Annotated in this window: 9 protein-coding genes; 7 read left to right on the top strand and 2 right to left on the bottom strand. The window is 52.6% G+C overall.

Translation table 11 applies throughout. The annotated features are described in order from the left end of the window. The first annotated feature begins 86 nt into the window (after positions 1–86). The 4 genes from arr (at position 87) to HNQ92_RS21255 (ending at position 2,902) form a co-directional block, all read left to right on the top strand. Entirely contained in the window at positions 87–536 is a 450-nt protein-coding gene (gene arr / locus HNQ92_RS21270) for an NAD(+)--rifampin ADP-ribosyltransferase (protein ID WP_184177060.1), read from the top strand. 17 nt (positions 537–553) lie between these two features. Then, positions 554–1,000: a GNAT family N-acetyltransferase gene (locus HNQ92_RS21265; RefSeq protein ID WP_246440567.1), complete on the top strand. Its 447-nt coding sequence runs from the start codon at positions 554–556 to the stop codon at positions 998–1,000. An 806-nt stretch (positions 1,001–1,806) separates the two neighbouring features. After that, positions 1,807–2,310: a hypothetical protein gene (locus HNQ92_RS21260; RefSeq protein WP_221307511.1), complete on the top strand. Its 504-nt coding sequence runs from the start codon at positions 1,807–1,809 to the stop codon at positions 2,308–2,310. Between the two features lie 118 nt (positions 2,311–2,428). Next, positions 2,429–2,902: an anthrone oxygenase family protein gene (locus tag HNQ92_RS21255; RefSeq protein ID WP_184177058.1), complete on the top strand. Its 474-nt coding sequence runs from the start codon at positions 2,429–2,431 to the stop codon at positions 2,900–2,902. Positions 2,903–3,033: 131 nt separating this feature from the next. Here the strand turns inward: HNQ92_RS21255 and HNQ92_RS21250 are convergent, their stop codons facing one another. Then, positions 3,034–5,340 (bottom strand): DUF7133 domain-containing protein, encoded by a 2,307-nt coding sequence (locus tag HNQ92_RS21250; RefSeq protein WP_184177056.1) that lies wholly within the window; start codon positions 5,338–5,340, stop codon positions 3,034–3,036. A 60-nt stretch (positions 5,341–5,400) separates the two neighbouring features. After that, positions 5,401–6,702 carry an MFS transporter gene (locus HNQ92_RS21245; RefSeq protein ID WP_184177054.1) on the bottom strand — a complete coding sequence of 434 codons (1,302 nt, stop codon included), beginning with the start codon at positions 6,700–6,702 and terminating at the stop codon, positions 5,401–5,403. Between the two features lie 361 nt (positions 6,703–7,063). Here HNQ92_RS21245 and eat point away from each other — a divergent pair, with 361 nt between their 5' ends. From eat to HNQ92_RS29075, 3 genes are all read left to right on the top strand, one after another. Further along, positions 7,064–8,377 carry an ethanolamine permease gene (gene eat / locus HNQ92_RS21240; protein ID WP_184177052.1) on the top strand — a complete coding sequence of 438 codons (1,314 nt, stop codon included), beginning with the start codon at positions 7,064–7,066 and terminating at the stop codon, positions 8,375–8,377. A 21-nt stretch (positions 8,378–8,398) separates the two neighbouring features. Continuing rightward, positions 8,399–9,502: a flavin-containing monooxygenase gene (locus HNQ92_RS21235; protein WP_184177050.1), complete on the top strand. Its 1,104-nt coding sequence runs from the start codon at positions 8,399–8,401 to the stop codon at positions 9,500–9,502. A 652-nt stretch (positions 9,503–10,154) separates the two neighbouring features. Continuing rightward, positions 10,155–12,386, top strand: coding sequence for an LruC domain-containing protein (locus HNQ92_RS29075; RefSeq protein ID WP_184177048.1), 2,232 nt, complete (start codon positions 10,155–10,157; stop codon positions 12,384–12,386). Positions 12,387–12,425 lie beyond the last annotated feature (39 nt).

Genomic DNA, 12,425 nt, shown 5'->3' with positions numbered 1-12,425 from the left:
AATAAAAGAGAGAGAGAAAAAATACAAATAAAGCAGTAAAAACCATTCAATAAAGATAGAGCAATCATAAAACCTGGACTTTAACAATGGAACCCGGCAAAAACGAACAGAAACCAAGCGGACAAGGCTCCACACCCTTTGCTCAAACCTATTTTCACGGAACCAGGGCGGACTTACAAGTAGGCGACCTGATTGAAGTGGGATACAACTCAAACTACGGACAAAAGAAGCATGCAAAATACATTTTCCTAACGGCCACCCTGGACGCGGCTATCTGGGGGGCGGAATTGGCATTTGGGGACGGACGAGAAAGAATTTATTTAGTTGAACCCACGGGAGCTATCGAAGATGATCCTGACCTAACGGATAAAAAATTCCCCGGCAACCCAACAAAATCGTATCGTTCGACCCACCCGTTCAGAGTGGTTGGCGAAGTAACGAGCTGGCAAGGACATCCAATCGAGCATGTGAACATGATGAAAGAGCACCTTGAACGGCTCAAAGAACAGGGCATTAATTCGTTGAATGACGAGTAAACAAACAGTTCACTGCTTTGGAAATAGAAATACAACTATTGCAACCCAAAAACCGGCAAGAACTGGATGAACTCATTTCAGTTTTTGAGCGTGTGTTTGAAATGATCCATTTCACGCGGCCAAGTCAGGTACACTTAGAAACCCTATTGAATAAAGAAAACTTCATGGCGGTTACGGCAAAGTGCGAACAAAAAGTTATTGCAGGGCTCACCGTGTATGTGCTCGATCAATACTACTCAGAAAAGCCACTCGCCTATATTTACGACCTTGCTGTATTAAATGAATACCAAAGAATGGGCGTTGGACGAAAATTGATAGCGTTTATCAGGGAGCTTTGTAGACAAAAAGGATTTGAAGAAGTTTTTGTTCAGGCGGATAAAGTGGACGATTACGCTATTGACTTTTACCGCTCCACCCAACCGACAGATGAAGAACAGGTCGTGCATTTTTACTACAAGCTATAAAGCGATAAAATGAAATTTGAATAGTAAGAACAAGGCTGCGGCCACTGCGTGTAAGCGGCCGCAGCGGTTAAAATGATAAAATAGAAGGCTTGCGCGTTTATAGGTATGTAATTTAGTTCAGAAAGTATTCTCGCTCGGCATCTGCTCCTGGAAGGAGCGCCCCCCGCCTCAGCGCGTGTAAGGCGTACGGCATCTACTGCTTAATAAAATAGCTACAAACTGGCTCCCCCATCCTTATTGCTTCATGAAGTAACCTATAAAGTCTGGTAGGTAGCAAAATTCCTTCATTTAATTTGGGGAGAAGAGATAGCTATAGGGTACTTCCCGCTCTCATTCACTCAATAATAAGATACTATATACTAAACGGAGAGAGCATTTGAGCATCTATGCTCGTCGCACCGGTTCACCATATCCGAAACGATAACTTTGGCTTTCTGAAGTACTTTAGGTGTGATTATTGGGCAATGGCTAAACTGTTTTCTGTAAAATCTCCTACAACGGCGGGGATTAGCCCATAAATGACACTTCAACCTTCATTTTACACAGTTCATCCATAAGGCACAAACGCCATACATGCTTAAATCAGTACATTTATGACCGTTCTGAATAGATGACCTAGTTTATAAACTTCTCCGAAGCGGTGTCCGCTCTCAGAAGGAGAGATTGAGGAAGCGGACGCCTCGCGGGTGCAAAGCGCGCAAACGCTACATTACATGATGCAGCTACTGGCTTATTTACTCAGCAATAATACAAAAATTTATTGAAGGTTTGAAATAGTAAAACATGTAAAAACCTTGACGATTTGTTTGCATCTTGGACTTAAAAGGAACAAAAAAATGACCGCTATAAAGATTACAGAAACAAATTGGTATCCTGAAAAAAGATTGATTGTAACACGTATCAGTGGGAATCTGGATAAAAATGATATTGAACAATGGGAAAAAGGCTTTAAATATGTATTGGGCAAAGTTGAGAACAATACATTATTTAAAATCTTTGTGGATATGCATGGATTTAATGCGATGAGCCTTGACGCACATAAAAGATTTAGAAGCGTTATTCCTTTAACACTCGCTGACTATGGCTGGAAAACTGGTTATGTGGACTTATTTGAAGAAGAAGCCAAAGCTATACGTTACAAAAACACAAGGGGGATTCAATGTGTTGGAGCCGCCCATGCCCATCAAGATGAAACCAAAATGGCCTTGTACGAATCGAAATTTAGTAGCGAAAGAGAACATTTTTTTCTAGACCCTATGCAGGCAATGCAATGGATAGAAAATTTGGAAATAACCAAGGTGCATTCCTGATGCTTCTATGTTAGATAAGACGGGCCTCATAGGTAGCTTTTTTGGGCTAACCAAGTTTTTCTTTATTAGTATAACTTATTTAAAAAGAAATAAAAAATAGTTAAATCAATAACAAATCATGGCAAATAAACTCTTTCTCCTACTGACGATCTTTGTATACAGCATTATTGTCAGTCAGTCGTTTATGTATATCCTCGCGCTAAAGCATGTTCAGCTAAATCTAGATGCCAACTCATATACCGAAGTAAGAAAACTAATTGATGTGAGCATGGAAAGCAACTTTAAGTATGTAATTTATGCTGCTTTACTTTCAAACCTTATCCTTGTAATGTTGACAGTAAAAAATCCTGGTAGTTTATTATTTATAACGGCTGCTGTTGCTTTTGTCGCTTTAATTTTGGACACATTGATAGCAGTAAAAGGCAACATTCCAATTAATGAGGCAATTAATTCATGGTCATCAGGTAGTTACCCAACAAATTGGACAGAATACCGAACTAAATGGCTTCATTTTTTTAAATACCGCCAAATTATCAACATATCAGGCTTTGTTATTTTGTTGATTGGTGCGGTATTTGGGTCAAAGTACTAGGAGGTTTGGACGAAGGGGGAAATTCTCTACTATTTAAATTGACAGAACGTTAGACGGGAAGAGCTTTTATTGGCTAGATTTGTTGGTGATAACACCAACAAATCTAGCCCCCTTATTTTCCACAAATCCCTTTACTTCTTCAGCTCCTCGGCGGTGAAGGCTTTTTCGCGGGCGGCGAGCTTTTGACGGACAGTCGCGACCTCCTCCTTCGTGATGGGAGAGGCGTTGTTTTGCCAGGATTTCCGGATAAAGCTCAGGAGTTCGGCAATGTCTTCGTTGGGCAGCGTTTTGTCGTAGCCAATGCCCGGCATGTCGCCGTTGATCTCCGGCGACTCGTACCGGTGGCCACCTACCTCCACGGGACCGGTGAGCCCAAAAAGTACCACCGAAATCAGCGTTTCTTTATTGCCCGTCACCCACTCCGACTTGTTCAGTGGCGGCGCCAGGGCCTTCACGCCGTTGCCGTCGGCGCCGTGGCACATCTGGCAGCTGGAACTAAACATGGCAGCTCCTTTGGGGTAGGCGCGCGTGAGCACGGCCGGGTCGCGGTTGGCGAGGGTGTTTCGGATGTACGTAATGACTTGCTGCAGCCGACGGTCAAAGGCCTGGTTACTACCGGGCGTCGAGGCCAGTACTTCATTCTGGAAGGTACTTTCGCGATCTTGCAGGTTACTGATCACGGCGTCGGCCACGTAGCGGTCGTTGGGGTACTTGGCCACGAGTTTCTGCAACAGGTTGTCGGCCCCTTTTTCGTCAAAGGACCGCAGGGAGTACGCCAAAAAAGCCACGTAGGGAGCCGCCAGCGTATCGTTTTGGGCCAGGAGCTGGTTCAGAGCGGCGGTATACTGGGCGTGGTTGGCCGCACTCAGTACCGAGGGCAGTGCGCTCAGCGCCTGCATCCGGAGGGGCCAGGCAGGCTGCTGGAGCAACGCCAGTACCTCGTCGGTGCGGAGGGCGCTGAGGCCTTCCAGGGTCCAGAGGGCGTGAAGTACCTTCAGAGGATTTTCGGTTTCTTTCAGCGCCTGGCGCAGCAAAGGCACCGCTTCGGGGTACTTGCCGTCCACCAGCATCTGCTGCGCCTGGTCGCGCACCCAGCCGTTGGCGTGGCCCAGGCGGGCCACCAGCTCGGTGGGCGCGTTGGGGAGCGTCACAGCCTGGGGTACTTTCCCCTTCGGAACTACCTTATAGATACGCCCGTAGCTAAGTGGCTGGGTGAGGTTGCGCCGCCCGATCTCCTCCTTGAGGTAAGGCGTCAGGTAGGTTTTGTGCTGGATAATGCCCCGGTACATGTCCACCACGTAGAGCGCGCCGTCGGGGCCGTTGTAGAGGCTCACGGGCCGGAAGCGCTCGTCGGTACTGGCCAGAAATTCGCGGCCCGCGTAGGCCTGCTCGCCCTGGACCAGGTACCCGTTTTCGTCCAGAGTATTCCGCTTAATGAGGTTGGCCGAAGGCTCCGCCACGAAGACGTTGGAGCGGTAAGTAGCCGGAAACAAATCACCGCGGTACACCAAGGGCCCGCAGGCGGCCGTGAAGTTGCGCAGCCGCAGGCTGTCGTCCAAAGTACCCTTCATGTACCCCCGGTTAACACCCGGCGTGGGGCGCGCGGGGTATACCTTGTTGTCGCCCACTACCTTTTCGTTGTAGCCCGCCACGCCGCGCTGGTTGCGGTTGGTAGCGCCAAAGCCCGGCGCGAAGTAGTCGCCCAGCAGGTTTTGGGAGTTGTTGTTGTAATAAAGCCGTCCGTAGTCATCCTGCGAGATCCCCCACTGGCCGCGGCTGTGGGTGCGCTCGATCAGCCAGCGATCGCCCTGTTTGCGGTAGCGTTTGTTGGCTTTGGCATTATAGATCCAGTTGTCCAGGGCACGCAGCAGGCCGTTGGGCTGGTGCTCCACGTTGCCGCCCTCGGTGTAGGCGGGGTCTACCAGTACCCGTTTGCCGGGCCGGTCGTTCACGATCTCGTAGTACCACAGGTTGGTAGGCTCGCCCACGAGCAGGCCGTTTTCGATGAGGCAAATGGCCCGGGGCAGCACCAGCGAATCCAGAAAGACCGTCCGGCGGTCGGCCACGCCGTCGTGGTCGGTGTCGTCCAGAATCACGATCTTGCCGTTGGGAATGTCCTCACCCGCACCCAGGGTATCCTGCATGTAACCGTTCATTTCTACGACCCATATCCGCCCCTGCGCGTCAAAGGTGAGCGCCACGGGCGTATTTACCAGCGGCTCACTGGCCACTAGCTTTACCTCAAAGCCTTCTTCTACCTGCATTCGCCGCAGAGACTCCCGCGCCGAAAGTACCGGCGAAACGCTGAAATCCGGCGGCGCCAGGGCTTCTTCGACCTCGGCCGCACTGGGCTGGGTGCCAGGTTGCCGGGTCGTTTTACAATAAAATAAAACAGACGAAATAAGGAGCAAAAGCAATGGATAAAGTACCTTTTTCATTTTTTGTATAAGGACCGTCGGATGAAGTACCCGCCTGTTTTCTAACTGTTTAAAGAAAAGCTATTCGGTTAATAACGAAGGATCGATCGGTTTCATGCGTGTGGTGAGCCAATGGATGATCAGCCAGGCCAGCATGTAGGCGCAGCCGCAGATAATAAACAGGATGTTGTACCCGGCCCCGATGTTGTCGGCGGCCTTGTAGTAGTCCAGCAAGGTACCTACCAGCAGCGGAAAGAGCGTGGAACCAATGGAACCGGCCATCCCACCCACGCCCACCACCGAGCTGACGGCCCGCTTGGGCACCAGGTCCGACACGATGGTGAAAATATTGGCACTCCAGGCCTGGTGCGCTGCCGCCGCCAGGCTAATGATCCCGACCGCCACCCAAATGTCCGTGGCGAAGCGGGCCAGGATGATCGGCAGTACCGTAAACGCCACGATGAGCAAAGTTGTTTTGCGGGCTTTCAAAACCGGCCAACCGCGCTTGATGAGGTAGGACGACAGGTACCCGCCGCCAATGCTACCGAAGGTAGTGGCCGTATAGACCACCGCCAGGTGGAGGCTGGGCTTTTTGAGGTCCAGGTTGAACATGGTGGAAAAGTAGGACGGCAACCAGAACAGAAAAAACCACCAGATCGGGTCGGTAAGTACTTTACCCACAATAAAAACCCAGGTTTGGCGCAGGCCGAGGAGCTTACTCCACCGGATAGACCCCGCCGTAGCCGAGGTAGCGGCGTCGTGGTCGCTGTGGATGTAGTCGAACTCCTGGCGGGTAATTTTTTTGTGTCGGGAAGGAATCTCGTACAGCAGCCACCAGAAGATCAGCCACACAAAGCCCAGCGCCCCGGTGATGATAAACGCCTCTTGCCAGCCGTAGGCCCCCAGCAGCCAGGGTACCATCAGGGGCGCCGCTACCGCGCCGATGCTCGTGCCGGAGTTAAATATACCCGTAGCCAGGGCGCGTTCTTTTTTGGGAAACCACTCCGCTACGGCCTTTACCGCCGCCGGGAAGTTGCCCGCTTCGCCCAGTCCCAGCAAGCCCCGCACCACGCCAAACCCAAAGGTACTTTTGACCGCCGCGTGCAGCATGGCCGCCACGCTCCACACAATGATGGAAATGCTGTAGCCGAGCTTGGAGCCGATCCGGTCGATAAAATTACCGAAGATAATGTACCCCAGCGCGTAGCAGGCGGCAAAAACCGTCACGATGTTGGCGTAGTCGGTTTCGGTCCAGCCAAATTCCAGCTCCAGGGTAGGTTTCAGCAGACCGATGATTTGCCGGTCTACGTAGTTGATAGTGGTTGCAAAAAAAAGTAAAGCACAAATGACCCAACGGTAATTTCCAATTCCAGTATTCTTCATGAGTAGCGGTAAAATGCGTGCAGCGGGTTTAGGCGTTTTGATTCGTAGGTACTTTTTTTAAAAGACGGCGAATTTACTTTACGATTTTACAAAAAAGGAAAGTACCCCCTCAAAACATGATTTTTATTTTGACAAATATGAAAAATACAAAATTCAGAGAAAAGTAGATTTTAAAATTAGTCCGGATTTTTACCCCAACCTCCCCGTACTTTCCCGCCGGGCCGCGCGCTTCGATGCGCCTTATCGGGCAGCGAGGGTACTTATCGCGCCTTTTGGCGTACTATGTTTTTGACGTGCATTTGAAAAGCTCGCGCTTAGTACCGTACTTTAGAACGCATACGCCCTCTACTCCCCTACCCCCATGACGCAGGAAACCCATCTTCAGCGCACGCTCACCCCTACCCTGCTGTGGGGCCTGGGCGTTGGCTACGTGATCTCAGGTATGTACTTTGGCTGGAACCTCGGCCTGGCCGAAGGTGGCACGCTGGGTATGGCGGTGGCCACGGGCCTGGTGGTGGTCATGTACGTGTGCTTCACCCTCAGCTACGCCGAGCTCGCCTGCGCCATCCCCAAAGCGGGCGGCGCCTTCGACTACGCCGGGCGCGCCCTGGGGCCCAGCGGCGGCTTTCTGGCGGGCATGGCCCAAAACATCGAGTTTCTATTTGCGCCACCGGCCATTGCGGCGGGCATCGGGGCTTACCTGCACTTGTTTCTGCCGCAGTTTTCGACTACGAGCCTGGCGCTGGGCGTATACGTACTTTTTACGCTGCTCAACGTGCTAGGCACCCATCTGGCGGCTACCTTCGAGCTCTTCGTGACGGTGGTGGCCGTGGCGGGGCTGCTGCTTTTTGCGGGCATTGGCCTGCCCGAATTTTCCGTAGCCAATCTGCAAGCCAACGCCCTGCCCCACGGCTGGGGGGGTACTTTTGCGGCCATTCCTTTCGCCATCTGGTTTTTTCTCGGAATCGAAGGCCTGGCCAACGTCGCCGAAGAAAGCATTCATCCGCAGCGCGATCTTACGCGCGGTTTCCTGTCGGCCATGCTCACACTGGTGGTACTTTGCGGGCTCACCTTCGTAGCCGCCGTGGGCGTAGGTGGCTGGGAGGCCGTGGTGTACGATACCACCGGCCAACCCTCCGACTCGCCCCTGCCCCTGGCGCTCGGCAAGCTCCTGGGTGAGGAAAGTACCCTGTACACGCTCGTGATTGTGTTTGGGTTGTTCGGGCTGGTGGCTTCGTTTCACGGCCTGTTGCTGGCGGCCGGGCGCTCTACCTACGAGTTTTGCCGCATGGGCAACGGCCCCGCCTGGCTGGGCCGGGTGCAGCCCCGCTACCGTACCCCCGCCAACGCCCTGCTCGTAAACATGCTCATCGGCATGGTAGCGCTGGCTACCCAAAGTACGGCGGAGATCATCATTTTGTCGGCCTTTGGGGCACTTACCATGTACAGCCTGTCGGTCCTTTCGTTTTTTCGGCTGCGCCACCAAGAGCCTCGGCTCGAGCGGCCCTTCCGCACGCCGGGCTACCCGCTGGTACCGGCGCTGGCGCTGCTAATTGCGCTCGGCTCGCTGGTGGCGCTGACGGTTTTCAATCAGCGCTCAGCCTTACTTTTCGCGGGGGTGATGGCCGTCAGCTTTGGGGCTTATTGGATTTTGCGTAAATTGAAGGTCGGATAACGTTTATACCTTTCGGCCACCATGAACCTCATCATTGGCGCCGGGCCCTCGGGCCTGGCCATCGCCGGACAACTCGCTGCGCGCGGCCTCCCGTACCTGCTGCTCGAAAAAGGAACGCGGGTAGGCGAAGCCTGGCACGCCCACTACGACCGGCTTCACCTGCACACCGACCGCCGCTTTTCGGGCCTGCCACTGCGGCCCATTCCGGAGAAGTACCCGGTATTTGTGCCCAAAAACGACCTGCTCACCTACTGGGAAGACTACGCCCGGCACTACCAGATCAGCCCGCGCTTCGGCCAGGAAGTAACGCGCGTGTACCGACGGGCCGACCGCTGGTGGGTCGAAACCGCCATAAGTACCTACGAAGCCCAGCACGTGTTTGTGTGCACCGGCTACAACCGCGTGCCGCTGATCCCGCACTGGCCGGGGCAGGCTGCTTTTACCGGCTCCATAGTCCACAGCAGTACCTACCGCAACGCCCAACCCTACCGCGGCCAGCGGGTGCTGGTGGTAGGAATGGGCAACAGCGGCTCGGAAATAGCGCTGGACCTGAGCGAAAACGGTGTAGACACCTACCTCTCGCTGCGCAGCCCGGTGAATATCGTCACGCGGGACGTTGGCGGCAAGCCCACGCAGCTTTCGGCCATTGTGCTCAGTACCCTGCTGCCCAACTGGGCCTACGATCGGCTGTCGCGCTTTGTGCAGAAAAAAGTGATCGGCGACTTGTCGGCCTACGGCATCACTACGCCCGACTACGCCCCCACGAAGGGAATCCGGATGGGGCGCATTCCGGTGCTGGACATCGGCACCGTGGCGCAAATCCGGGCCGGGAAGATAAAAGTACGGCGAGCCATCGAGCATTTTACACCCACGGGTGTACAGCTGGTGGACGGTACCCGCCTGGAGCTGGACGCCGTGATCCTGGCCACGGGCTACCGCGCCCTGCTGGGGCAGATCATCGAAGGCATCGACGACATTCTGGACGAGCGCGGTCGGCCCGAAAAGCTGTGGTATGACGCCTTTCCGGGGCTGTACTTCCTGGGCTTCAAAACCCCACTAACGGGCATTTTGCGGGGAATCAAGCTGGACTCGGAGAAAATAGTGAAGCAGGTGGCCAAAAATTAATTACAAAATTCAAGCCCAAAAATGTTGCTAAATTAAGAGGTTCTTATTTATTTTTGTGACGATTTTCCGCCCGAAAACCCCTCTGTCTTTCGGATAAATCACTAGCTATAAAACTTATAACCCTGCTCAGTGTATGTCGGCTTTGTTAGAATCGAAGGAGCTCTATTTAGTACTTTTATTAGCCTCTAAATTTATCTGGCTGTATTTTTCGGGTAAGTACACCATTTCTTTTCTGGTTGAATTTTCTTCCACCCGCATGTTGGGCATCCGGGCCTCTTCGCTGCAGCCTTTGATTTGGGCCCTGCTCTGGGTTTGTTTCCTTTTTGCCTGCTAGGTACCCACAGCGGGTACTTTTAAGGTACCTCAAAAAAGCTTCCATTCCGTTGCCTCAATTGCATTGCGGCAATCCCCGGCCCTTTCTCCTGCACACCAACGGAGCCAGGCAAGGTACTTTTAAAGTACCCCCTACTCTTTGCCTCACACCCAAAGTACCTCCTGCTCTCAACGGAAAATCCCCCCATTTGCTCACTTCGGCTAGCCACAGTACCAATTCATCGAAATTAGTTACAAAAACAATCGAATAAGGGGTAGTTTTACAACGAATTCAGAACCTAATCCTTCTATCTGTTTACCCTAACTGCCCAATCATTCCGTGAAACAATTTTCCTACTTCATTTTACTCAGCGTTCTTTGTGGGCTACAAAGCTGTCTGCCCAAAGTAACTCCCGACCCTACGACGCCTACTTCCATCGAGGATTTGCGCGTCAGTGGTTCTTTTGACTACCGCTCCACCCGCGACATCCAGCTCAATGTAAAAAGTACCTCGGCACTGATTGCCGGCGAAAAGCTGCGGATTAACGTCTACGACAACTTCCCGACCATTGGTAGCCTGATCACCACGGGCTTTACCACCACCGATGGGAGCGCCAAGCTGGAGTTTCGGGTACCGGCGAGTCTGGAAACTATTTATGTAGAGAAAGTACGTTTTACGGGTGCCAGCACCGTCACCAAGGTAGCGGTGGCGTCCTATGTTTCGGCTGATTTTAAGCAAACTACCCCTTCGGTAAGCCTCCGTACCCAGGCGGGCTCGGGCATGAATTGCAGCGACAACTGCAAAACAACCGTAACCAACTCTACCAAGACCATCGAAGTCAACGCGGGTGAGGTCGTGTGTGTGACGGGTACTACCAACGCCAATATTTCGGTAAAGGGTGGGATTGTGAGCGTAGCGGGTACTTACAACGGAAGTATCACCATGAACGGCGGTACGCTCAAATTTTGTGCGACGTCAACGGACCTGAGCATCAGCGTCAACAACGACCAGTGCCAGGTGTACTTTCTGGAAAGTGCCAACGTAAAGTTAACCTCGCTGAGCGGCAACGCCAAGAGCGCCAAATTTTACAACTACTCCGAAGCCCTCACGCTGCTGGGCAATGCCTCGCTGGGGGGGTACTTTGAAAACAACGGCAGCCTTGTAGCCGAGCAAAACCTGAACCTCAACAGCAACTGCCAACTGGTAAACAACGGCCAGCTGCGCGTGAAGGGTACTTTGAACAACAGCAACTCGGTCATTAACAACAACTACATCCTGGTAGATGGCAAGTACCAGTCGAACGGCAGCGCCGTCAACTTCAACTACTGCCGCCTGGAAGTGGTGGATGAATTTACGGTCAATAAAAATTTCAAAAACTTTGGCTTCATCAAAGTACGTAACCAAACCCGCATCGACGGCGGCTCGAACCTGATCCAGTACGACGGAGCGCTACTCAGTACCAAAAACATGGTACTCAACGGCGAGATTCAGGGCGAAGCCGGTGCGAAGTCGATCGTAAAAGTGGAAGGCCAATCCGAAATCAACGGGGGTGCCTCGCTGATAGGGTACCTCAGCTACTGCGATGTCAATGGTATCGAAAAAAATAACTCCAAGATACCGGCCTCATTCTTTGGCTGCACGGGTACCTACCTCCCGGTTTCGAGCTGCAATCCCGAAGGCTTTGGCGAAGCCCCCAAGCCGCCCATCAAAGACCGTGACGGGGACACCATCGCTGACGAACTGGACGACTACCCCGACGACAAAGACCGGGCTACCAATACGTTCTATCCTTCCAGCAATACCTATAATTCCTACGCTTTCGAAGATCTATGGCCCGCCGCTGGCGACTACGACTTCAACGACCTGGTGGTTGACTTCCGCGTCACCAAAGTACTCAACGCCAGCAACAAGGTAGTGGATATGAAGTACAAGGTCGTCATTCGGGCCATCGGAGCATCCTACCTCAACGGCTTCGGCATCCAGCTCGACGACGTGTTTAGCAGTGAAGTAGCCAAAGTGAGCGGGCTGAAACTTTCCAAAGGTACCATCAACCTCACCAGTGCCAACCTGGAAGCGGGCCACAGCAAGGCGGTATTCATTGTCTACGACGACCCTACGCCGCTTATTAACCGCACCACGGGTTCGTTTTTCAATACCATCAAAGCAAATCCGCTAGGTACCTCTACCCCGCTGGAAGTAGTGCTGAACTTCAAAACGCCCCTGGAGCCCTCCAAGGTGACGCAGAACAAGATCAATCCGTTTATTTTCATCAACGGCGACCGCAAAAGGGAAGTACACTTGAGCGATTTTGCTCCTACCGCCCAGGCCGACGCGTCGCTGCTGGGTACTTTGAAAGACACCTCCAAACCTAGCGAAGGCCGCTACTACAAAAGCACCAACAACCTACCCTGGGCGCTGGAAGTATCCAACTCCTTTGCGTATCCAGTTGAGAAAGAATCCATCATGGGCGTTTACCTGAATTTTGCCAGCTGGGCCCTCAGCGGAGGTACTTCCCACACCGACTGGTACACGACCAACCCCGGCAACCGGGTTAACGAAAAAATTTACTAGCGTTCCTTCCTTCTATCCTACCCGCCACTTCCACCTGGG

This window comes from Rhabdobacter roseus (assembly GCF_014202275.1).
GTDB lineage: Bacteria > Bacteroidota > Bacteroidia > Cytophagales > Spirosomataceae > Rhabdobacter > Rhabdobacter roseus.
Note: the sequence above shows the minus strand (reverse complement) of the source record. Positions and strands in the feature narration are given on the sequence as shown.